Genomic DNA, 21,296 nt, shown 5'->3' with positions numbered 1-21,296 from the left:
GTGAGACTTGTTTTTTTCTGTTTGGGTATGGCTATTTGCTCGCCAGAAATTGCTCTAAGTTCGGAGTTAATCAAGGGTGACCTAATTGTTTCGTATGAGCGAAAAGAGCTTGCGGAGAATCAGTTAGAAGGATACACCTCAGCAAGTATTCAAATTCGCAATCAACGGGAGAAATTATTTGAAAAAAACACGGGGCTACTTCCGGGGTGCGAGAAGATCTCGGCGTTATCGTTCTCTGAGTACCATGGGAAGGATGTCTTCTTCCTGTGCGGAAGCTATGGTGGGCCTCATGAAACCGTGCAGGCTTACTCATATATAAACGGTGATATCAGTGGTGCTGAACTAAATTTCGGAGAGTCTAGCGCCGACATGAAAAATGTAGAGGGTGATCTATATTCCCTAACTGCTTCTGCTGGACCTAATCGATCGATAGACGGTCTTCAGTTCCAAGTTTATAAACTGCATGCTGATGATAGCACCATATCATTTTATCCCGTGGATGATGCCGCCGCTAGTTCACTTTATAGAGAACGTCTCTCTGCCTACCTAAATTCTAATATTACAACGGAATCATTAGCCAGGGATGCTTCAAACCTGATCGAAAAGTCGAAATACAGTAATAGAGAGGTGTGCGCTCAGTACGAAGTCCTAAGCCAGAAAATTGACAGTGCGCAAAGTGACGTTGCGATACTTATTAATAAAATAAAGAAATCAAAATGCAATGGAGTGTAAGTTATGGCGCGCCTCTCTAACGTCCAGTTGAATAACGTTGAAGCCATTTCCAACTATGGCTTCCAACATGGGTTCTCTGACTCTCAAGTAGAGTTTGCAGTGAAGGTCTCCTTTATCGAGTCATCACTTGGAACCATGACGCAAAACCCAAACTCAACAGCATCTGGACTTTTTGGGTATCTTGCAGGTACTTGGGCGGAAAATCATGGAGCGCTAGGAGATAGATCCTCCAACGCCAATCAAATTCAGGCCTTTTTTGACGATATATCTCGATTCACTGCCCGCTACAATGATCCATCGATAAACCCACCAATCAGAGCTGCGGGGCTAAGTGTGGATCAATATATTTACATAAAACACCACGACGGCCAGAATTATACAAATTTTCAAAATGCTCCAGGCCTAGCAATTTTCAATGGTTCTAATTTCAAGCCGGATCTTACAGATGTTGGCGGTGCGCAAGCATATGGTGCGCCAGTTGGTGGCCATGCCTTTGATTTTTTTGACCCAATTTATGCTGCTTCCCATGCATTTTGGTTCACAACTTCAAACTATGCTCCAGTCGGCGTCGTAACGCAGGGAGAGCTGCAGTTCGTTAGCGGCCAGGATCAGGACTGATGCGATTAAGTATTGAATCTGACAGCTTTAAAGAAAAATACTTTGAAAAGCACGCGGTTCACTTAAAGGGAGTGCATGATCCGATCATATCCAGTTGGGATGAGATTGATGAACTGCTTTATGCTCTTGATGTCAACGCAGCAACCGTTAAGCTTATTCGCAACGCACCAGTTCCCGAGTTGGAGTTGTCCGAGCGAATCCCCTATTATGGGCAGGTTAAGGTTTCACTAAATAAAGAGCGCCTATACAGCGAGCTTGGCCTTGGCGCGACCCTAGTGCTCAATAGGGTGGAGATGCGTTCATTACGAATTAAACGATTTTGCAACAAAATAGCCCGTCTGGCTGAGGGGCAGGTAGTTGCGAATGGGTATCTGGCGATGACCGGAGACAGTGCCTTCGGTAATCACTGGGATGCGCATGACGTATTTGCTACCCAGTTAATTGGGCGAAAACGTTGGAAAATATATAAGCCAACTTATGAAAACCCTATTGCTGGGCAACTAAGTCGTGAGCGCCGAGATGAATGCCCTGCGGAGCCAGTGCTGGATATAATTACTGAGCCTGGAGACGTCCTCTATATCCCCAGGGGGTGGTGGCACTGTGCGTACCCGTCGGAAGGACCTTGTTTTCACCTTGCAGTTGGAGTTCATAAACCATACGTATTGGATTACGTTGGTTGGGTGAGTGCTAATATACTTAGCAAAATAGATAGATATCGAAGCTCTTTCAGTATCGGAAATAACTCTGGAATTACTATACAGATGAGAGACGAAATTGCGGAGCTGATTGCTTCTGAAAGTAGTCTGAAAGAGTTTGAAAGGACTGTGTACTACAAAGAGAAACTTGACGGAGGCTTAAATCTAAGAGCCTACTTCTCTGAGTCGCCTGAGGATTTAGATCACCTAACCTTGTCGTTGGCATCGCCTTATTTTAGTCTTGTCAATAGAGATAGGCTCTCTCTGAATGGTTTGAAAATAGGTGAAAATATAATTGCTAACTTACTTTCTAAAGGGAGCTTAAAATTCGCTGATCTACGGGCTGAGTTGCAAGAAATTTCTACAGAATCTGTTATTGATAGCGTAAAATACTTGCTCTCTAAAGGAGTGATACATATAGAATAAAATATGACTAAGGCCCGGAACTTGGACCTTGGCTTCTCTCCAGTTTCAAGCGTTCGAAACAAAATGAGACTTCCCCACAGAAAACCCTGCCCACCCACCCGGCAGACAGGGCTCCAGTCACCGCATCACTTTTTCCGGATGCTCACGATTCTCGCGGCGCCGTCGCCGGTGTGGAAATCGAAGGTCACTTCGTCGCCGGCCTTCAGGCCCTTCAACTGCTCCGGGGTGGCCTTGAACGCCATCGTCATGGGCGGCCACTTGAGGGCCGACACGGCGCCGTGGGCGAGGGTGACGGTGCCGTGCGCCGCATCCATTGCCTTGATGACGCCCTCGGCGCTGGCGGTCGGTGCGGCCTGCATGCTGTCCATGCCCTGCATCTGCATGCCGGACATGTCTTGCGCCTGCGCGCCGAAGGCAAGGGCGAGCAGCAGCGTGGCGCACATGTAGCGAGGTTTCATGGGAGGTCTCCTTGTGGGACGTGGGTCGTGGTGGTGGTGAGCGTGCGGCGCCGAAGCAGCCAGTACGCCGCGGGAATGACGAACAGCGAAAGCAGCGGGGCGGTGATCATGCCGCCGACCATGGGTACGGCGATGCGGCTCATCACCTCGCTGCCGGTGCCACTGCTCCAGAGGATCGGCAGCAGGCCGGCGACGATGACGGCGACGGTCATCGCCTTGGGGCGGACGCGCTGCACCGCGCCTTCGCGGATGGCCGCGAGCAGGGCGGCGGAATCGCCCGGGCCGTGGCGCTCGGCCCAGGCGTTCTTCAGGTAGATCAGCATGATCACCCCGAACTCCGCCGCGACCCCGGCCAGGGCGATGAAGCCCACGCCGGTGGCGACCGACAGGTTGAAGCCCATCAGGTACAGCAGCCACACGCCGCCGGTGAGGGCGAAGGGCAGGGTGGCCATGATCAGCAGCGCCTCGTCGAAGCGCCCGAAGGTCAGGTAGAGCAGCACGAAGATAATCGCCAGGGTCGCCGGCACCACCAGCTTGAGCCGGGCGTTGGCGCGCTCCAGGTACTCGAACTGGCCGGAGTAGCTCAGGCTCATGCCCGGCGCGAGTCGCACGTCGCGCTCCACCGCCTGGCGCAGGTCCGCCACCACCGAGGCCAGGTCGCGGCCGCGCACGTCGACGTAGACCCAGCCGGAGAGCCGGGCATTCTCGCTCTTGAGCATCGGCGGCCCGCCGCTGATGCGCACCCGCGCCACGCTGCCCAGGGTGATCTGGCCGCCTTGGGCGGTGTAGATCGGCAACTGTTGCAGCGCGTCGACCGAGTCGCGCCACTCGCGTGGGTAACGCACGTTGATCGGGTAGCGGGCCAGCCCCTCCACCGTCTCGCCGACGTTCTCGCCGCCGATGGCGCTGCCGACGATGGCCTGCACGTCGGCGATGTTCATGCCGTAGCGCGCCGCCGCCTGGCGGTCGATGTCGACGTCGATGTAGCGACCGCCGGTGAGGCGTTCGGCCAGCGCCGAGGTCACCCCGGGCACGCCCTTGGCCACCCGTTCCACCGCCTGGGTGGCGCGGTCGATCTCGGCCAGGTCGGTGCCGGCGACCTTCACCCCGATGGGGCTCTTGATGCCGGTGGCGAGCATGTCGATGCGGTTGCGGATCGGCGGAATCCAGATGTTGGTCAGGCCGGGCACGCGCACCACGCGGTCGAGTTCCTCCACCAGCTTTTCGCTGGTCATGCCCGGGCGCCATTCCTCCCTGGGCTTGAAGCGGATGGTGGTCTCGAACATCTCCAGCGGCGCCGGGTCGGTGGCCGATTCGGCGCGGCCGGCCTTGCCGAACACGCTGGCGACTTCCGGCACGCTCTTGATCAGGCGATCGGTGCTCTGCAGCAGTTCCGAGGCCTTCTGCGCGGACAGCCCGGGCAGGGCCGAGGGCATGTACAGCAGGTCGCCCTCGTCCAGCGGCGGGAGGAACTCGCCGCCCAGGCGGGACAGCGGCCACAGCGTGGTGAGGAAGACCAGCACCGCGGCCGCCAGGGTCGCCCGCGGGTGGCGCAGCACCGCGTCCAGCGCCGGCTGGTAGAGGCGGATCAGCCAGCGGTTGAGCGGGTTGCGCTGTTCCGAGGGCAGGCGTCCGCGAATCCAGTAGCCCATCAGCACCGGCACCAGGGTCACCGACAGTCCGGCGGCCCCGGCCATCGCGTAGGTCTTGGTGAAGGCCAGCGGACCGAACAGGCGGCCCTCCTGGGCCTCCAGGGTGAACACCGGAATGAACGACAGGGTGATGATCAGCAGGCTGAAGAACAGCGCCGGCCCGACCTCCACGGCCGCCTCGGTCATCACCCGCCAGTGCTGCTCGCCCACCAGCGGCGTGCCGGGGTGTTTCTCGTGCCAGGCCTCGACCCGCTTGTGCGCGTTCTCGATCATCACCACCGCCGCGTCGACCATCGCGCCGATGGCGATGGCGATGCCGCCCAGGGACATGATGTTGGCGTTGATCCCCTGGTGGCGCATCACGATCAGCGCGATGAGCACGCCGACCGGCAGCGAGACGATGGCCACCAGCGACGAGCGCAGGTGCCAGAGGAACGCGGCGCAGACCAGCGCGACCACGATGAACTCCTCGATCAGCTTGCCGCTGAGGTGGCTCACCGCGCGGTCGATCAGCTGGCTGCGGTCGTAGGTGGTGACGATTTCCACGCCCTCGGGCAGGCTTTTCCTCAGCGTCTCCAGCTTGTCCTTCACCCGCGCGATGGCTTCGCGGGCGTTCTTGCCGCTGCGCAGGACGATCACCCCGCCGACCGCTTCGCCTTCGCCGTCCAGTTCGCCGATGCCGCGGCGCATTTCCGGGCCGAGCTGGATGCTGGCGACGTCGCCGAGGGTGACCGGGCTGCCGTTGGCGGCCAGGCGCAGGGGGATCGCGCGGAAGTCGGCGAGGCTCTGCAGGTAGCCCGAGGCGCGCACCATGAACTCGGCCTCGCCGAGCTCCAGCACGCCGCCGCCGGTTTCCTGGTTGGCCTTGCCGAGCGCCTCGATCACCTCGTTCTGGGTAATGCCCAGGCTGGCCAGGCGCACCGGGTCGAGCAGCACCTGGTACTGCCGGACCATGCCGCCCACGGTGGCGACCTCGGCCACGTCGGGCACCGTCTTCAGCTCGAACTTGAGGAACCAGTCCTGCAGGGCGCGCAGCTGCGCGAGGTCGTGCCGGCCGCTGCGGTCGACCAGCGCGTACTGGAAGATCCAGCCGACGCCGGTGGCGTCCGGGCCGAGCGCGGTCCTGGCGGTGGCCGGCAGGCGCGACTGCACCTGGTTGAGGTACTCCAGCACCCGCGAGCGCGCCCAGTAGAGGTCGGTGCCGTCCTCGAACAGCACGTAGACGAAGCTGTCGCCGAAGGAGGAAAAGCCGCGCACGGTCTTCGCCCCGGGCACCGACAGCATGGTGGTGGCCAGCGGGTAGGTGACCTGGTTCTCGACGATCTGCGGGGCCTGCCCCGGATAGCTGGTGCGGATGATCACCTGCACGTCCGAGAGGTCCGGCAGCGCGTCGATCGGCGTGCTGCGCAGCGACCAGACGCCCCAGGCGACGACGAACAGCGTGGCCAGCAGCACCAGGAAGCGATTGGCCACCGACCAGCGTATGAGTCTGGCGATCATGGCTGGCCCTCCAGCTTGCTGAGCTGCTCGATCACCATGCCGGCATCGCCCTCGCTGACACCGAAGCGGATGCGGTCGCCGACCTTCAGGCCGTCGGCCAGCTCGGGGCGGGCGAGGGCGTAGGGCATGGTCATGGCGGGCATGCCCAGGGTGTTGATCGGACCGTGGCTGATGGTCAGCCCTTGCGCGTCGATCTCCACGATGCGGCCTTCCGCCTCATGCACGGCGGGCATCGCCGTGGCCTGGGCGGGCTCTTGCGCCGTGCGCGCCTCGATGCCTTTCAGGCTGGCTTCCGAGTCGATCAGGAACTGCCCGGAGGCGACCACCCGCTGACCTTCCTCCAGCCCCTGCAGGACCGCCACCAGGCCGCCGTTCTCCTGGCCGAGACGAACCTCGACCGGGCGGAACCGCCCCTGGTCCTCCGCCAGCATCACCAGGTTGCGCTTGCCGGTGCGGATCACCGCTTCGCTGGGGACCTGCAGCACGGCGGCCTGGCCGGCGAGGTCGAGGCTGACCTCCACGGTCATGCCCGGGCGCAGCTGGCCGTCGGGGTTGGGCAGCTCGATGCGCAGGCGCAGGGTGCGGCTCTGCTGGTCGTTCTCCGGCAGGATGCTGGCCAGGGTGCCGGTCACCGGGCGATCGGGGAACGCCGGCAGGCGGGCATCGACGGTCTGGCCGACCTTGAGCCCCCCGGCCTGGGTCTCGGGCACCGCCGCTTCCAGCCAGACCTGGCGCAGGCCGTTGATCCGCGCCAGCGGCGCGCCGGCGGACAGGGTCATGCCGGGGCGCACGTCCAGCTCGCGGATCACCCCGGCGATCGGCGAACTGAGGGTGATCACCGGGCGCGTCCGGCCGCTGCGGGCGATCTGCGCCACCAGCGTGTCCGGCATCCCGGCCAGCAGCAGGCGTTGCCGCGCCGCCTCCAGCAGCGCCGGTTCCGCGCTGCCGCGCAGGGCGAGGTATTCCTCCTGCAGGCCGGCCCATTCCGGCACCAGGATGTCGGCGACCGGTGCCCCGGCCTTCACCACATCGCCCGGCGCCAGGGCGTAGGTGCGCTCGACGAAGCCGCCGGCGCGCGCCTGCAACAGGGCCACGTCGCGGTCATTGAAGGTCAGCAGGCCGGTGACCTTCAGCGTGCGGTCGAGCTTGCCGCGGCTGACCGTGGCCAGGCGCATGCCGAGGTTCTGCTGGATGCCCGGTTCGATGCGCACCGCCAGCGCGCCGTCGCCCGCCTCGGCGTCGTCGGCGTACTTGGGCACCAGCTGCATGTCCATGAACGGCGACTTGCCGGGCGCGTCGAAGTGCTGCTGCGGGGACATCGGGTCGTACCAGTAGAGCGGCTTGCGTTCCGCCGTGGCCGAAGCCGCCGGTGCCGGCGCGTGGCCTTGCCCTTGCTGGGCGAACCAGTAGCCGCCAGCGCCGCCGGCGGCCAGCGCGAGGGTCAGCGCGACGGGAGTCTTCCAGGGGAAACCGCTCATGCGTGTGCCTCCTCGTAGGTGAAATACAGGCGCGCCGCGACCAGCGCGAGGGAGCCCTGCAGGTCGATGTGCCGCAACCTCGCCTCGACCAGTTGCTGGCGGGCGCCTATCACGTCGTTGAGTTCGAGCTTGCCGGCGCGGTAGCCGGCCGTGGCCAGGCGTACCTTCTCCTCGGCCAGTGGCACCAGGGTGGCGCTGCTGCGCTCGACCGCGCGCTGCAGGCGCCGGTACTCCGCCAGGTCGTCTTCCAGCGCCTGCTCGTGTTCGCGGGTCAGCGCCTCGCGCTCGGCTTCCAGCTGCCGGACCTGGGCGCGCCGTGCGGCGATCTTCGGGTCCTGGCGCGTGCCGGTGAACAGCGGCAGGTCGAAGCTGACCTGCAGCGTCATCATGTCGCCGAAGTCGCGGCCACGGCGCTGGTAGTCGACCTGCCAGCTCCAGTCCGGCTTCTTCTCCGCCACGGCCTCGCGGACCAGCGCTTCGGCCTCGCGGGTCATCGGCCCGTAGGCGGCGAGTTCCGGGTGCTGGTGCAGCGCCTGCTGGTAATGGGGAGCCTCGATCGACCAGCGCGGGAAGTCGCCGCTCAGTGCGTCCGGCGCCTCCTGGCCGATCCAGCGCCGGAGCGCCGCGCGGGCCTGGGCCTGCTGGCGCAGCAGGTCATCCTTCTGCTCGTCCAGCAGCGCGGCTTCCTGGCGCGGCGCCACCGCATCGACGGTGCTGGCGCCGCCGCCGGCCAGCCGCGCGCGGACGGTCGCCTCCAGCAGGCGGTTCTCGCGGTAGAAGTCGTCGAACATCGCCAGCTTGCGCTGCAGCGTGTAGGCGGTGATCCAGGCCTGCGCCGAGGCGCCGCGGACCTTCAGGCGCTCGACGCCGGCTTCGGCGTCCGCGCGTTCGACGGCGGCCTGGGCGGTCTCGATGCGTGCCTTGCGCTTGTCGCCGTTGGGCATTTCCTGCATCAGGCCGACCACCTGCATGCTCATGGAGTCGCGCTGGGTGGTCCAGCGGTCGTCACCCTCGATGGGGACGTTCTGCAGGCCGAGGTTGAGCTTGGGGTCGGGCAACTCCCCGGCGGGGATCGCGGCGCTTCTCGCCGCCGAGACTTTCTCGCTCTGCGCGAGCAGCGACGGGGCGTTGCGTTCGGCCAGCGACAGGGCTTCGTCCAGCGACAGGGACGCGCCCCGGGCGGACAGGCTGGACAGCAGGACGAGCAGCATCCAGCCCGGGTGGATACGGATGGAAGTCACGGTGATTCCTCTGGAAAACCGGCGCATGGGCGCGTGCCACCCGGCAGCCTTCGGGGCCGCGGGAGGGGTTCAGGTCGGAAGAGGAATCAGGCGCAGGGAGGTCGCCAGAGGTCGGCGGGCGCCTGGCTGAGGACCAGGTCGGAATAGTGTGCGGGGTGCTGGCGCGCGGCAGCGGCGGGGAAGGTGGCTTTCAGGACGCTGACCTGCAGCACGCTGCTGGTCTTGCACTCCGGCCCGCTCTTGCAGTCCTTCTTGCCATGCTCGGTCATCTTGCCCATGTCCTGGCAGCCGTCATGGTCCATGTCCGCCATCCGGCCCATGTCCATGTCCTGCATCGGGCAGGGTTCGGCCGGCGCCTCGATGCCCGCCATCCCGGTGAGGGGAAGCGCGAAGCTGAGCAGCAGGATCAGGAGCAGGCGAAGGTGACGGAGCATGCCGCGCAGTTTATTCGCGCCCATCCGTGGCGGCAACAGACTCCCGGGGGGATTGTATCGACATGTAGTCGCAGGGCTCGGTGTCCGCTATTGGTCCAGGCAGTTCCCGTGGGGGGGGTAAACAGCCGTTCCCGGCCGGACGCCATGGACGTTCGTGCGCCAGGAAACGTATCTCAGTTTGCATCGACAATTGAACGGAGTGATCTGAAGTAGAGACTCGGCTGACGACGGATTGTCATCATCTGCCCATGTGTGTACCAATCGCTGCTGCTCGTTATATGGGAGTCCCGTCACCAACAGGAGGCAGGCGAGTGAAGTGCGTCAAGAGGATGATTGGGAGTTGTCATGAAGTCGAGTGCGTCCATGAGTGATTCCAGACTTTCCGTCAGTGATCTGAGCCGATGGGAGCACGCGGTGAACCCGGTTGTCTCAATGGCGAAAGACTATCCTGCCGGGAACAGGATTGATTGGCACCGGCACCCACGTGGGCAACTGATTTACGCCAGTTCTGGAGTGATGAAGCTACGCACACGTGATGCATACTGGGTTTTGCCACCTATGCGTGGAGTTTGGATGCCGCCTGATACCGAACATTCAATGGCGAATTCCACCCCGGTTGCGTTGCGCACGCTATACGTTAACATTGATAGCTTTTCTTCCGCTTTTTCGGATCGTCCTGTCGGTATTTTTGTTTCCCCTTTACTTCGGGAATTGTTGCTAAGAGCTGCCAGCTTTTCGGTGGATTATCCAGATGATAGTTTTGATGCGAGATTGTTGGCGCTGGCTATCGAGGAAATGAAAGCCTCTTCTGAATGCGGCATCAATTTGCCAATGGGGCGGGATCGGCGTTTGATCAGGCTTTGTGAGTCTCTGATGGAGAATCCCGGGGATACCCGCTCACTTTCAGATTGGGCGACAATCGTCGGCGCGACTACTCGCACCTTGACAAGATTGTTTCATGATGAAATTGGCGTGTCTTTTCTAGCTTGGAAACAGCAGTTGCGTATTGTAGGCGCTGTGCCGAGATTGCTCGCGGGGGAGAAGATCGGTGATGTCGCAATGAGTCTGGGCTATGGGACTCAAAGCGCCTTCACGGTAATGTTCAAGCGGGTAACGGGAAAACTGCCCAGTGACTATCAGATACGTTAGTCCTTTTTTCAAAAGGAATTGTCCTGTTTGAAATAATCGTGTGTGAAATTTCGAATTTATGATGGCGGAGTACAATCTGTACCATCTGAGAAATTACACATGTCGAATATTCACGGTGATCCTAGGCAATACTTCTCTTTGATTCTGGTATCGACCTTCTTGCAAGGATCGTCTTTTGTCAGTACGAAAGTGGTATTGGAAGATGTCGCGCCATTATGGGCCGCCGCATTGCGTTTTTTTCTGGCGGGACTGTCGCTTATTCCTTTTGTTTTGGTCCTGATGCAACGGCGGCGATTGACGTTGTGCGATATGCCATGGTTGCACCTCATCGCCATCGGGATATTGCAAACGGCTGGCGTCATGTCGTTTTTGAATATTGGTTTGACTGCAACAACGGCAGCAGCGGCTGCCATTATCATGGCAAGCAATCCGCTGCTCGTGGTGATTCTTGCTCGTGTGTTCTTGGGTGAGAAAATATCTGCAATCGCACTTTTTGGACTGGTATTTGCCTTTGTTGGCGTGGTTGTCTGCGTTGGCGCGACTGGGGGCGCCGGCCTGGGTGTCGGGCGTGGCGAAATACTGGTTGTGCTGGCTTCGGCTTGTTGGGCAGGTTCAACGGTCTTGAATAAGAAATTCAATCTCGACCTTTCCCCCTGGATTGTGAACTTCTGGCAAATGCTGATTGGTGCATTTGTGCTGGGAATTGTCGCCCTTGTATACCATCAACCCTTGTCATGGCCTGCAGGAACTTATCATTGGATCGCTTTTATCTGGCTTGCGATTCCTGCCTCTACGGGGGCAATGGGGCTATGGTTTGCCGCACTGAAGATTGGCGGGTCTGTGCAGACCAGTGGCTTTCTTTTTCTCTGCCCGCTGTTCGCCGCGATCATCGCTTTTGTGATAACGCATCAAATACCGCAGCAGCATGAAATGGTCGGGGGTGTTTTGATTGGACTTGGGCTGTATGCCATGTCCAGGCAGCGACGCACAGTGCCAGTGAGGCGGGGCTTGGTGCGGAAGTGATTTTGTCACTGCCATCCTGAGGACTGCGTTAATCAATTGGTTTAGGGGGTAATTCAGGATGGCAGTTTTCAAGAGTGCTACTGTGTTGAAAGGTATTTGATTACTGGATTCCGATGCTTCGGCTTGGCAAGTTGTCGATCAAGTTCAGGAGATTTTTGCAATTTTCCGGTACGCCGCCACGAATTCCCATATCGGCCACTTCGCCATCGGCGATTGCAAAACGACGGCAGCCCAAAATACGGATAACTCGAAAAAGGGATGGGTCTGTTTTCGACGCTCTGAATCCTGATCCACTGGCCCGCTTCCGCGTGGAAAAAATGGATCCGAGACGCCAGACCGACTAAGGGCGGGCTTTTTCTCCTTTCCTCGCCCCTCCGGGCCGGGCTGCCAGGCTCTCTGCCCCGCGGCTTCGCGCCGCATCGGCGGTGGACCGGATGCTGGCAATTACACATTACTGTCACAACTCTTTCATATCCTCTGCACGCATTTTCCCCAGCTCGGCAGAGCATCACAGTGGTAGTGGTATTTGTGATGAAGACCCTGAAGCACTTCCTCGCCCGTCTTGCCCGTTGGCAACCCATGCGCCGCCTGCGCATCGGGCATCGCACGCTGCTCTGTTTCCTCGTCTGTGCGTTGCTGCTCGGCGGCGTCGGCAGCTACGGCCTGTACCAGATGGCGACCATCCGCGCCCAGGGCGCGGCCATCGACAGCGTGCAACTGCCGAGCATCGCCCTGGCCGACAGCATCGCCCTCCACCTCGCGCAGCTGCGCGTGAATTCCCTGCAGCAGGTGGCCAACCCCGATCCCATGGTGCGCAGCGGCAACAAGGTGATCATCGAGCAGTTGGCCATCGACATCGAACAGGAATTCCGCGACTACGCCGCGCTGATCACCGACGAGAGCGAGCGCGGCGCCGCCGATGCGTTGCACGAGGCCTTCAAGCAGTTCGTCGAGACCATCCGCCAGGAGCAGCAGTTGCTCGACCAGCAGAAGCTCGACGACGCCAGGGTGCTGCTCACCGCCAACATCGACCAGCAGGCCGGCATGATCGACACCCAGGTGCAGCTGCTGCGCGAGCTCAACAGGCAGGCCGCGGCCAGCGCCACCAGCGAGGCGGCGGCGACCTACGAGAAGGCCCGGCGCATCGTCCTGGCCACCCTCGGCGGCGCGCTGCTGCTGATCCTGCTGCTGGCCTGGAGCCTGACCCGCAGCCTGGTGCGCCCGCTCGCCGAGGCGCTGTCGGTGGCCGAGCGCATCGCCGCCGGCGACCTCAGCGAGAGCGGTCTCAACGCCCGCGGCCGCGACGAGGCGGCGCGCCTGCTCGACCGCCTGGGCTGCATGCGCGACAACCTGCGCGGCACCATCCGCCAGATCGGCGAGGCCGCCGAGCAACTGGCCACCGCCAGCGAGCAGATGAGCGCGGTGATGGAGGAGGGCACCCGCGGCCTGCACCAGCAGCACGACGAGATCGACAACGTCAGCCGCGCCATGAGCCAGATGAGCGAGGCGGTCGGCAGCGTCGCCGAACACGCCCAGTCCACCGCCCAGGTGGCGCGCCGGTCCAGCGACAGCGCGCAGAGCGGCCAGGAGCAGCTGGCGGTCACCCTGAGCTCGATCCAGAACCTCGGCAGCGGCGTGCGCCACGCCGCCGAGCAGGCCCAGGGCCTGGCCGAGCAGACGCTGAACATCAGCAAGGTGCTCGACGTGATCCACTCGGTGGCCGAGCAGACCAACCTGCTCGCCCTCAACGCGGCCATCGAGGCGGCGCGCGCCGGCGAGGCCGGGCGCGGCTTCTCGGTGGTGGCCGACGAGGTGCGTGCGCTGGCCAAGCGCACCGGCGACTCGACCCGCGAGATCGAGCAACTGATCAATGCCATCCAGAGCGGCACCGGGCGCACCGTCGAGGCCCTGCAGAGCAGTGCCGAGCAGGCCGACCACACCCAGGGCCAGGCCGGCGCCGCCGACCGCGCGCTGGCGGTGATCATCGACGCCGCGCACAGCATCGACGAACGCAACCGGATGATCGCCGAGGCGGTCGAGCGCCAGGCCGACATGGCCCGCGATATCGAGCGCAACCTCAGCAACATCCGCGACCTGTCCAACCAGAGCGCCGCCGGCTCGCAGCAGACCAGCACCGCCAGCCAGGAACTGTCGCGCCTGGCGGCCGGGCTCAGCGGCCTGGTGCAGCGCTTCAGCCTGTAAGCCGCGCGGCGTTCAGGCGCCGGGAAAGCGGATCAATTGGCGAGCGACGGCAGCCTGATCGAACCTTCACCCGGTGCGGCGAAGGTGACCTCCACATAGCGGCGCGCATGGATATCCGGAGCGGGCACGATGGGCGCGTCGAGCGCCGCCCCGGAGAAGCAGCGCAGGTGGTTCGTCACCATGTCGTAGCCGGAAAGCTGGCTGAACACGACTCCCCCGGAAAAGCGCGGGTTGATATCCATCACCAGGGACCGGCCGCCGCCGACGAGAAACTCGATATTGATGCAGCCGTCGACGTCCAGGGTCCGGGCGATCTGGTTCGCCGCATCGAGCAGGGCCGGCTCGTCCAGCATCCGCACCGTCAGGCCGGCGCCGTTGGAGCTTCGCACCAGCTCCTGCCTGGCCATGCCGGCCCACTGGCCGGTATCGCGCTGGCGCACGATGTCCACGACGCAGACGTCGCCATCGAGCAAGGGCTGCACGATGTACGGACGACCCTTGAGCTTCTTGCGCAGGTAACGCAGGTCCTCGGCGTCGTGGATGCGCGCCAGCCCCTCGCTGCTGCGGCCATCCCGCGGCTTGGCGTGCAGGGGGAAGGGCAGGGCGTCCACCGCGGGGTCTTCCATCCGCCAGGTCGGGATCGGGTGAACGTCCGGATGGTTGCGGAAGGCCTGGTGGACGAGCCACTTGTCCCGGCTGATGCGAACGGCCTCGGCGGGCGCCATGCAGAGCAGGATGCCGTGGTTGGAAAACGCCTCGCGATAGCGATTGAACGCATCGACCTCGAGGTCGATGAGCGGCAGTACGTGGGTGACCCGTTCCGCCTCGCAGATGCCCAGGATGCGGTTGATGTAGGCGGGTACGTCGCGCGCCGGGGGAACCCGGTGGAAGGCATCCAGCAGCGCGGACGTGGCGCTCCATTCCCGGGGCAGCGTGCTGACCCCCACGACCCGCGCCTGAGGGTCGCGCCGCAGCGAATGGATGACCGCTTCGGCGGAGAGCGAGCCTATCGCGGTGATCAGGTAGATCGCTGAGAAACCTGAGCAAGATCGTCTGTTCAATGGATAACTCTGCCGGCAGCACGCCAGTTAACAGAACAATGAAGATCTATCCCGACCTGGACCTGCCTGCGTTCCATCCGGTGATGGTCGGAGAACGTCCCGAGGGGGCGCTCCTGCCGTCCTCAGTCGCGTTGTAGCCTGGAGCCTGCGCCAGGCACCTTAAGACAGTGTGAAGAGGCGGGAGTGTTTGGCGGTCGTGAGCCTCGGGGGATGAGGCGGGCGGCATGTTCCCCCCGGCTGCGCGTTGCGTGCTGCCGGGGCTCGGGCCTGGATGTGCAGCCCGACGGAGGGGGGGCGGGTGAGGGGCGATTCGAGTCAAGCGACCGCTCTTCCGACTCATCAACCCCCCAGGGCGATGATCGCGAACAGCAGGGCCGTCCCCACTACCGCCAGGGCCACTCCGCTCGCCCAGGGGTTGCCGCCGGAGTGGCGGGCGAGGAGCCAGCCGGAAATGAACAGCATCCCCAGGGCCACGAGGTTGGATGCGCGAATGGCCGGTCCGGTCTGGTCGATCAGCAGGAACGGGATGACCAGTGGGAACGTCGCCAGCACCACCAGCAGGAAGGTGCCCAGGGCCGCCTTGAAATCGTCCAGCCCAAGCCTTGCGGAAACCGGTGTACCGGCACTGGCGAGCAGGCGAAGACGCAGCATCTCCAGCCCCTCCGCTCCCGCCGCCTCGGCGATGCGCGGCGGCAGGGCATCGGCGATCAGGCCCTGGCCTTCCTGCGGGGCGGCGTTGCCCTGCAAGCGGGCAAGGAGTGTCCGGCTGCGGGTGCGCTCGGTCCAGGTGCGCAGCAGGTAGATGACGGCATCGGCCAGACCCCAGGCGAGGTTGCAGCCGAGGGCTGCGATCAGCATGGTTCGTGCCTCTTCGCGGCCCGCCGTCGCTACGCTCAGCGAGCCGATGAAGGTCATCGCCATCAGCAGGCCGAATATCACCTCGGTAACGCGGTCAACGGGGTCGAGGACTCGGCGCCACGTTCCATCTCCAGATCTGTCCATTGCGCTCTCTCCAGAACGGCGGCGCATTGCACCGCCTGACCGCATCAGAGGTTGGGGGCCGTTGCGCAGGCCGCACTCGGCCAATCAGCACCATTGCGAAGATCAAACGTTCCACGGGAGTCAAGACCGGCCAGGCTTTCTGGAGAAGCTTCGCCGGGATGCCCTCAGTGTAGTGAACAAATGGAAGGCAACCGGGCAGTTGGCCGGTTCCCGGATGCTTCGTTCTGCGAAGGATCAGCGAGTCTCTGGTTCTGTCCGGCGTCTGAGGGCGCGGACTGTCACCACGCCCCCTTTTCCTCATCTATCAGCATTCCAGACAGGACAGATTTAAAAGGCTGTGTTGAAGAATCATCGCTTCCCGACTGTTGAGTGATGGGGTTGGATTGCCTTGCCAGCCACAACAAATCCCAAGTTGGAAATCAAGAACCCTAAGCTTTTGAGGAACATGAATAGCTATATGGATCGCATGTTGTTGCGTAAGTCTTGAAGCCAACTTTGGCGGCCCCTGATGGGGTGTCAACTGCTCCATTTATTATTTTCAGGTGATGGCTCATGGATGACTCGGATATCGCTATTGCATCGGTATTGATCTCGGCTGTGATGCATGCCACTTGGAATGCCGTTGTCAGGGCGGGTAGCAGTCGCTTCATGACATTGGCAATGGTCGATGCAAGTGCATTGATAATTTGCTTGGCGGCTCTTCCCTTGGTCAATGTGCCAAGGTTGGAGGTGTGGATTTATGTATTGATATCCGTGGCGCTGAATACTGTTTATCGCCTGTTCCTGATAAAAGCCTATGAGATAGGGGATTTTGGTCTGGTCTACCCGGTCATGCGGGGTGTTCCACCGGTCATCGTGGCCGTACTTTCATATTTCATGTTGGGTGAAGAGCTTGCCCCTTATGCTTTGCTGGGCGTGATACTGATTTCCCTTGGGATTGTCAGTCTCGTATTTGTCCGGAACATGACGGCGAGCATGCTCAAGCCAATCGTGATGGCTGTTTGTGCGGGTGTATTCATTGCCTCCTATACAGTGGTGGATGCCAAGGGTGTCAGGGCCAGCGAGACGGTTCTCCAATATGTCATCTATCTGACTGTCTTTCAGAGCATTCCTATTCCTGTTCTTGCCATTTCTCAATACCGCCTTCAGTTTTTCCAAACTGTTCGTAGTAAATGGCGTATAGGGGGACTTGGAGGGTTGTTCTATCTTGCCTCTTATGGTCTTGTTCTTTTTGCCTTGTCGTTGGATGCCGTTGCAAAAATATCGGCGCTACGCGAATGCAGTGTAATTATTGGCGCAATCATCGCCGCTTTGTTCTTTCGTGAACGATTTGGTTGGAGGCGGATGGTTGCCGCATTCGTCATTTTCAGCGGTATTGTCATGATCAAGATGAGTATCCGATGACGTTACGGCCCCCGCCAACGACCATGTTGCAAGCCTTTGTCAGTGCAGGCAGGGCCGGAAGCTTTGCCCGGGCAGCAACGGAGTTGAACTTCACTGCCAGCGCGATAAGCCATCAGATCAATGGACTGGAAGAGTGGTGGGGCATCCAGCTATTCGAACGTCATTCCCGTGGGGTAAAGCTGACCGCATCGGGTCAAGCACTGCTTCCCGTTGCGGAAAGATTCTTCATCGATTTGGAACATGTCTTACAGACCCTGAATCCTGGGAAGCGCACCCCGTTGCAGCTGTACAGCACTTCCTCGCTTTGCGCGGCCTGGCTGATTCCACGCCTGTATGCTGGCCAGGAGGATGAAAAATTCAATTTGGATGTGGTTTTGACAAGCGCGGACTTGTCGGAAGGCAACCTGAATTCCAGCCAATATGATGTGGCTGTTGTCATGGGGTATGGGAGTTACCCGGGAAATCATGTGCAACTGTTGATGCACGATGCGGTTTTCCCGGTCTGCTCACCGGATTTCCTGAAAAGGCACGGTGAGATTCCACTTGCCGATATAGCCAGCTGTCCCCTGATACATCGGGTCGATGATCCGCTATGCCCGGGCTGGGAAAGCTGGTTTTCCTGGCAGGGTCTGACTCCACCTCCTTATCACCAAGGCCCTCGTTTCCCTGATTCAAACCTGGCCATCGGGCTGGCGGCAAAAGGCGGCGGGATTGCGCTGGCGCGTGCATCCCTGGTTCATGAAAAACTGCGTGACGACAGTCTGGTGAAATTGGCGGGTCCGGCGATGCGCTCACCCTCCGCCTATTACGTTATTTGCCGGAGCGGCCGGGAATCCGAGCCTGAAATATCCAGGCTGATGGATTGGCTGAAAATTCAAGCCTCTGATTTCCTGGAGGAGTTGAGGCTTGAATTTCCGGAGTTATACGCGGCCACGATTCCGTAGATCGAATTAAGCCTCCCTTTTCCTATTGCGGCTCGACGCTGACGGCGATGGCGGAGGTGATGCGCATCACCAGTTCGCGGCCCACGTATTCGGGCTTCATTTCCACGTCCGGGCGAACCTTGACGGTGTGCAGGCTGCCGTCGGCGAACTGCAGGGTGGCGGTGCGCTGGGTGGTGTCGATGGACTTGACCCGCGCCGTGATCTCGATGGCATCGGCCGACAGCATGCCCGGCTTGTCGCCCAGCCGCGTCGTGGCCAGCATCCCGGCGGCGGCGTTGGTGGCCGCCTCGCCGGGTTCGCGCAGGTAGACGACGCGCTCCATGGCGACGATGGCCCTGACCCGGTCGCCGACCTTGAGCTGGTCGAAGTTGCGCATCTGCGGCGGCGCCTGGAGGGTGCGACTGTTGCCCTGGTCGTCCTTGAGGGTGAAGCTGCGCTTGGCCGGGTCGATGGCGCTGACGGTCGCCTGGAGTTCCTCCGTCTCGGTCACCGCGCCGCCCGGCACGCCTTTGGCGACGGCCTCGGTGCGGTCGTATTCGGTGTTCAGTTCCTTGTCGGCCTGGCTCTGGCAGCCGGCGAGCAGGCTGGCGGCCAGGGCCAGCGGGATCAAACGCAATGCACTCATGGGCGAATCCTTGCTTCAGGGTGTTTGGGGACTGGTGTTGCGGATCTCGTAGACGGCATCGTCGGCGCGCATCGGCGTCACGTGGATCAGGTAGCTGGGGCCGGGCTGGCCGAGCACCATTTCGCTCAGGTTGAAGCGCACGGCGAGCTTCAGGTACTTGATCTCGCCCGGAGCGATGGAGAAGGTCTGCTTGATGTCCCGTGGCTCCCAGTTCGCCTCGCGGGTCAGGCCGGTCACGCGCAGGTTGTGGCGGCCCGGTCGCAGCTCGACGCGGCGATAGGAGTTGAACTTGAGCGTGCCGACGCTCTGTTCGTCGATCAGCACGTCCGGATAGGAGAAGCGCAGGGGCTGCCGGCCTGGGTTGTCGGCCTCGGGGCGGTACAGGTAGAGGGTCGCCAGTTGCGGGTTGCTGGGCGGTACGGGTTCGAAATATCCAGGGCCGGAACAGCCCGTGAGCAGGAGGAGGGTGAGCGGGAGAACGGCTGGGCGCATGACGGTCCTTCGTGGCCACTTCGGTCAACCCAGCGTAGCAGGGCATCGGTGCTCTCGCCCGGCTGCGCGGCAATATGATGCGAGGCGAAGGCGCCTCGTCATTGGCCGCTCTCTTCTTGTGTGGGGCGGGAAACCCGGACGAACAGCGCCCCCGGCGCGAGGGCGACGGGGGCGGGATTCGTCGGGGACGACTCGATGCCGGCGCGCGGGGCGCCGCTCGCCGGGCCCGCGCGCGACAACGCGCAGGCCGCGGCCGGAGGGTGGCGTCAGGCCACCGGGATCAGCGGGTCGGCCGCTGCCAGGGCGGTGCTGCGGTCGGCTGCCGGGGGGTAGATCCACACGCTGTTGATCTGCGTCTTGAGCTCCTTGGCCTCATCCTTGACCAGCTTGACCTGGCGGTCCCAGCCCTCGGTGTACACCGCTCCCCAGGCGCCCAGGTCCAGGCAGGTGACGTACTTGGGCTGGCTGTAGGGCGTGGCCGGCACGCCCAGCAGGTCGGCGGCGGCGTTGTTGCCGGCGTGGCGGCCCAGGGAGATGGCGTGCTGGCAGGACATCACCGCGAAGTTGCCGAGATCGTCGGTGGCGGCATAGGCCACGTCGCCGGCGGCGAACACCTTGTCCTGGCCGCGCACCTTCAGGCTACCGTCGACGTGCAGGCGGCCCAGGGCATCGCGCTCGCCGTGCACCTGCTCGGTCAGCGGGCTGGCGCGGAAGCCGACGGTCCAGATCAGCGTGTGGCTGTCGATGCGGCGGCCATCGGCGAGGGTCACGCCGTCGGCGTCCACCGCCGCGACGCTGGCACCGAGTATCCATTCGACGCCCAGGTGCTCGGAGGCCTCGACGATCGACGGGCGGATGCCGTCGCCCATCGCCGCGGCGATCTGCGGGCCGCGGTCGACGATGACCACGCGGATGTCCTGGTCAGCGCCGAGCGCTTCGCGCAGGCGCGCCGGCAACTCGGTGGCGGTCTCGATGCCGGTGAAGCCGCCGCCGGCGATCACCACGGTGTTGCGCGCGGGGCTGGCGGGGCGGCTGGCGAGGGACTTGAGGTGCTGCTCCAGGCGCACCGCGGTCTCGATCTGGTCGACATCGAAGGCGTGTTCCTGCAGGCCGGGCACCGGCGGGCGGGCCAGTTGGCTGCCGGTGGCCAGCACCAGGCGGTCGTAGCTCAACTCGCCCGGGCGGCCGCTGGCGTCGCGGTAGCCGACGGTCTGCGCCTGGCCATCGATGCGCTCGGCGCTGCCCTGGACGAAGCGCACGCCCACGGTGTCGAACAGGGCATCCAGCGGGGCGAACATCCGGCCCACGCCAGGCTCGTAGAAGCGCGGGCGGATGCGCAGTTCTGCCTGGGGTGCGAGCAGCGTGATCTGCACGTCGTCGCGGGCGTGCTTGTCCAGCAGGCGGGCCGCGCTCAAGGCGCTCCAGACACCACCGAACCCGGCACCGATAACCAGAATCTGCTGTTTCATGAGTTGCTCCCGAGAATTGAAGTGGTAAACGGCCCTGAAGTTTTCGCTTCAAGTCCAGCGTGACGATTCCCACTTTCCAGATTCGCCGGATCGGCTCGCCCGCTGTGGAAAACATGCTATTCGGGAGTTGCGCGGCACACACTTCTACATGCGACTAGCGGGATCATGCATTGGTGTAGCGGATATATACCCAGGTATATGTCAGGCGTGCCGGCGAACGTGCGCGGGCAACTTCAGCGGGGCTGGCGCAGGGCGATCTCGACGCACTCCAGCAGGCGCTCGGCGTCGAAGGGCTTGGGCAGGCGGGCGACCACGCCGGGAATGCCGGTGGCGGGGCCCAGGGCCGCCCCGGGGGAGGCGCTGACGAACAGGGTGGGAATGCGCAGGCCCCGGGCGACGAGCCTTTCGTGCAGCTGCAGGCCGCTCATGCCGGGCATCTGGATGTCGGAGATCAGGCAGTGGGCCGCCTCCGGCGAGTCGGAAGCGAGGAAGCCGGCGGCATCGCCATAGCTGCGCACGCAATAGCCGCCGGACCTCAGCAGGCTCTCCAGCGCGGCGCGAACGGACTCATCGTCGTCGACGACTGCGATGACGGTTCGGGTACGGCTCGCTGTTTCCTCGGACATGTCGACTCGCTGATGACGGTGCCTCTCGTACATTCAAAAATACGCCGTCGGATAATGCAGAGAAG

At 62.3% G+C, this 21,296-nt stretch carries 19 protein-coding genes; 8 read left to right on the top strand and 11 right to left on the bottom strand.

Going from position 1 to position 21,296, the window contains the following annotated elements:
• The 3 genes from AC3B6A_RS16550 to AC3B6A_RS16540 are packed head-to-tail and all read left to right on the top strand — an operon-like array spanning window position 1 to window position 2,471.
• Window positions 1-732, top strand: coding sequence for a hypothetical protein (locus tag AC3B6A_RS16550; RefSeq protein WP_488398296.1), 732 nt, complete (start codon window positions 1-3; stop codon window positions 730-732).
• Window positions 733-735: 3 nt separating this feature from the next.
• A complete protein-coding gene (locus AC3B6A_RS16545) occupies window positions 736-1,350 on the top strand; it encodes a hypothetical protein (protein WP_488398295.1) in 615 nt (204 codons plus the stop codon).
• Window positions 1,350-2,471, top strand: a complete 1,122-nt coding sequence (locus AC3B6A_RS16540; protein ID WP_488398294.1) for a cupin domain-containing protein — start codon at window positions 1,350-1,352, stop codon at window positions 2,469-2,471. Before AC3B6A_RS16545 ends, AC3B6A_RS16540 begins: the two co-directional genes overlap by 1 nt.
• A gap of 125 nt (window positions 2,472-2,596) precedes the next feature.
• On the opposite strand, the gene AC3B6A_RS16535 is transcribed toward AC3B6A_RS16540, so the two are convergent.
• The 5 genes from AC3B6A_RS16535 to AC3B6A_RS16515 form a co-directional block, all read right to left on the bottom strand.
• Window positions 2,597-2,929: a copper-binding protein gene (locus AC3B6A_RS16535; RefSeq protein WP_488398293.1), complete on the bottom strand. Its 333-nt coding sequence runs from the start codon at window positions 2,927-2,929 to the stop codon at window positions 2,597-2,599.
• Entirely contained in the window at window positions 2,926-6,081 is a 3,156-nt protein-coding gene (locus tag AC3B6A_RS16530) for an efflux RND transporter permease subunit (protein ID WP_488398292.1), read from the bottom strand. The genes AC3B6A_RS16535 and AC3B6A_RS16530 overlap by 4 nt, the downstream gene beginning before the upstream one ends.
• The gene (locus tag AC3B6A_RS16525; protein ID WP_488398291.1) at window positions 6,078-7,559 is read right to left on the bottom strand and encodes an efflux RND transporter periplasmic adaptor subunit; all 1,482 of its coding nucleotides are present in this window, start codon (window positions 7,557-7,559) and stop codon (window positions 6,078-6,080) included. Before AC3B6A_RS16525 ends, AC3B6A_RS16530 begins: the two co-directional genes overlap by 4 nt.
• On the bottom strand, window positions 7,556-8,800 hold the full coding sequence (locus tag AC3B6A_RS16520) for a TolC family protein (protein WP_488398290.1): 1,245 nt from the start codon (window positions 8,798-8,800) through the stop codon (window positions 7,556-7,558). Before AC3B6A_RS16520 ends, AC3B6A_RS16525 begins: the two co-directional genes overlap by 4 nt.
• 86 nt (window positions 8,801-8,886) lie before the next feature.
• Window positions 8,887-9,234: a hypothetical protein gene (locus AC3B6A_RS16515; RefSeq protein WP_488398289.1), complete on the bottom strand. Its 348-nt coding sequence runs from the start codon at window positions 9,232-9,234 to the stop codon at window positions 8,887-8,889.
• Window positions 9,235-9,597: 363 nt separating this feature from the next.
• On the opposite strand from AC3B6A_RS16515, the gene AC3B6A_RS16510 reads away from it, so the two are divergent.
• The 3 genes from AC3B6A_RS16510 (at window position 9,598) to AC3B6A_RS16500 (ending at window position 13,608) form a co-directional block, all read left to right on the top strand.
• A complete protein-coding gene (locus tag AC3B6A_RS16510) occupies window positions 9,598-10,383 on the top strand; it encodes an AraC family transcriptional regulator (RefSeq protein WP_488398288.1) in 786 nt (261 codons plus the stop codon).
• A gap of 99 nt (window positions 10,384-10,482) precedes the next feature.
• Window positions 10,483-11,406 carry a DMT family transporter gene (locus AC3B6A_RS16505; RefSeq protein ID WP_488398287.1) on the top strand — a complete coding sequence of 308 codons (924 nt, stop codon included), beginning with the start codon at window positions 10,483-10,485 and terminating at the stop codon, window positions 11,404-11,406.
• Window positions 11,407-11,937: 531 nt separating this feature from the next.
• Window positions 11,938-13,608 (top strand): methyl-accepting chemotaxis protein, encoded by a 1,671-nt coding sequence (locus AC3B6A_RS16500; protein ID WP_488398286.1) that lies wholly within the window; start codon window positions 11,938-11,940, stop codon window positions 13,606-13,608.
• Window positions 13,609-13,640: 32 nt separating this feature from the next.
• Here the strand turns inward: AC3B6A_RS16500 and AC3B6A_RS16495 are convergent, their stop codons facing one another.
• The gene (locus AC3B6A_RS16495) at window positions 13,641-14,669 is read right to left on the bottom strand and encodes an ATP-grasp domain-containing protein (protein WP_488398285.1); all 1,029 of its coding nucleotides are present in this window, start codon (window positions 14,667-14,669) and stop codon (window positions 13,641-13,643) included.
• Between the two features lie 339 nt (window positions 14,670-15,008).
• On the bottom strand, window positions 15,009-15,671 hold the full coding sequence (locus AC3B6A_RS16490) for a hypothetical protein (protein ID WP_488398284.1): 663 nt from the start codon (window positions 15,669-15,671) through the stop codon (window positions 15,009-15,011).
• Between the two features lie 552 nt (window positions 15,672-16,223).
• On the opposite strand from AC3B6A_RS16490, the gene AC3B6A_RS16485 reads away from it, so the two are divergent.
• Window positions 16,224-17,075 carry an EamA family transporter gene (locus AC3B6A_RS16485; protein ID WP_488398283.1) on the top strand — a complete coding sequence of 284 codons (852 nt, stop codon included), beginning with the start codon at window positions 16,224-16,226 and terminating at the stop codon, window positions 17,073-17,075.
• On the top strand, window positions 17,072-18,019 hold the full coding sequence (locus AC3B6A_RS16480; RefSeq protein WP_488398282.1) for a LysR substrate-binding domain-containing protein: 948 nt from the start codon (window positions 17,072-17,074) through the stop codon (window positions 18,017-18,019). Before AC3B6A_RS16485 ends, AC3B6A_RS16480 begins: the two co-directional genes overlap by 4 nt.
• Before the next feature lie 22 nt (window positions 18,020-18,041).
• Here AC3B6A_RS16480 and AC3B6A_RS16475 read toward each other — a convergent pair whose 3' ends face one another.
• The 4 genes from AC3B6A_RS16475 to AC3B6A_RS16460 all read right to left on the bottom strand — a co-directional run bounded on the left by AC3B6A_RS16475 (window position 18,042) and on the right by AC3B6A_RS16460 (window position 21,231).
• The gene (locus tag AC3B6A_RS16475; protein WP_488398281.1) at window positions 18,042-18,644 is read right to left on the bottom strand and encodes a hypothetical protein; all 603 of its coding nucleotides are present in this window, start codon (window positions 18,642-18,644) and stop codon (window positions 18,042-18,044) included.
• A 15-nt stretch (window positions 18,645-18,659) separates the two neighbouring features.
• Window positions 18,660-19,136: a hypothetical protein gene (locus AC3B6A_RS16470; RefSeq protein ID WP_488398280.1), complete on the bottom strand. Its 477-nt coding sequence runs from the start codon at window positions 19,134-19,136 to the stop codon at window positions 18,660-18,662.
• Window positions 19,137-19,402: 266 nt separating this feature from the next.
• On the bottom strand, window positions 19,403-20,605 hold the full coding sequence (locus tag AC3B6A_RS16465; protein WP_488398279.1) for an NAD(P)/FAD-dependent oxidoreductase: 1,203 nt from the start codon (window positions 20,603-20,605) through the stop codon (window positions 19,403-19,405).
• 233 nt (window positions 20,606-20,838) lie between these two features.
• Complete coding sequence (locus tag AC3B6A_RS16460) at window positions 20,839-21,231, bottom strand: response regulator transcription factor (protein ID WP_488398278.1); 393 nt, start codon at window positions 21,229-21,231, stop codon at window positions 20,839-20,841.
• Window positions 21,232-21,296 lie beyond the last annotated feature (65 nt).

Source organism: Pseudomonas sp. B12(2026), assembly GCF_057767015.1.
This window is presented reverse-complemented; position numbering and strand designations above follow the sequence as displayed.

What these genes read in the sequence shown, in the direction of transcription:
- AC3B6A_RS16500 (WP_488398286.1), top strand. Translation starts at nt 11,938, where the DNA reads ATGAAGACCCTGAAGCACTTCCTCGCCCGTCTTGCCCGTTGGCAACCC.
- AC3B6A_RS16470 (WP_488398280.1), bottom strand. Translation starts at nt 19,136, where the DNA reads ATGCGCCCAGCCGTTCTCCCGCTCACCCTCCTCCTGCTCACGGGCTGT.
- AC3B6A_RS16460 (WP_488398278.1), bottom strand. Translation starts at nt 21,231, where the DNA reads ATGTCCGAGGAAACAGCGAGCCGTACCCGAACCGTCATCGCAGTCGTC.
- AC3B6A_RS16545 (WP_488398295.1), top strand. Translation starts at nt 736, where the DNA reads ATGGCGCGCCTCTCTAACGTCCAGTTGAATAACGTTGAAGCCATTTCC.
- AC3B6A_RS16515 (WP_488398289.1), bottom strand. Translation starts at nt 9,234, where the DNA reads ATGCTCCGTCACCTTCGCCTGCTCCTGATCCTGCTGCTCAGCTTCGCG.
- AC3B6A_RS16540 (WP_488398294.1), top strand. Translation starts at nt 1,350, where the DNA reads ATGCGATTAAGTATTGAATCTGACAGCTTTAAAGAAAAATACTTTGAA.
- AC3B6A_RS16465 (WP_488398279.1), bottom strand. Translation starts at nt 20,605, where the DNA reads ATGAAACAGCAGATTCTGGTTATCGGTGCCGGGTTCGGTGGTGTCTGG.
- AC3B6A_RS16510 (WP_488398288.1), top strand. Translation starts at nt 9,598, where the DNA reads ATGAGTGATTCCAGACTTTCCGTCAGTGATCTGAGCCGATGGGAGCAC.
- AC3B6A_RS16505 (WP_488398287.1), top strand. Translation starts at nt 10,483, where the DNA reads ATGTCGAATATTCACGGTGATCCTAGGCAATACTTCTCTTTGATTCTG.
- AC3B6A_RS16535 (WP_488398293.1), bottom strand. Translation starts at nt 2,929, where the DNA reads ATGAAACCTCGCTACATGTGCGCCACGCTGCTGCTCGCCCTTGCCTTC.
- AC3B6A_RS16475 (WP_488398281.1), bottom strand. Translation starts at nt 18,644, where the DNA reads ATGAGTGCATTGCGTTTGATCCCGCTGGCCCTGGCCGCCAGCCTGCTC.
- AC3B6A_RS16485 (WP_488398283.1), top strand. Translation starts at nt 16,224, where the DNA reads ATGGATGACTCGGATATCGCTATTGCATCGGTATTGATCTCGGCTGTG.
- AC3B6A_RS16480 (WP_488398282.1), top strand. Translation starts at nt 17,072, where the DNA reads ATGACGTTACGGCCCCCGCCAACGACCATGTTGCAAGCCTTTGTCAGT.
- AC3B6A_RS16490 (WP_488398284.1), bottom strand. Translation starts at nt 15,671, where the DNA reads ATGGACAGATCTGGAGATGGAACGTGGCGCCGAGTCCTCGACCCCGTT.
- AC3B6A_RS16530 (WP_488398292.1), bottom strand. Translation starts at nt 6,081, where the DNA reads ATGATCGCCAGACTCATACGCTGGTCGGTGGCCAATCGCTTCCTGGTG.
- AC3B6A_RS16525 (WP_488398291.1), bottom strand. Translation starts at nt 7,559, where the DNA reads ATGAGCGGTTTCCCCTGGAAGACTCCCGTCGCGCTGACCCTCGCGCTG.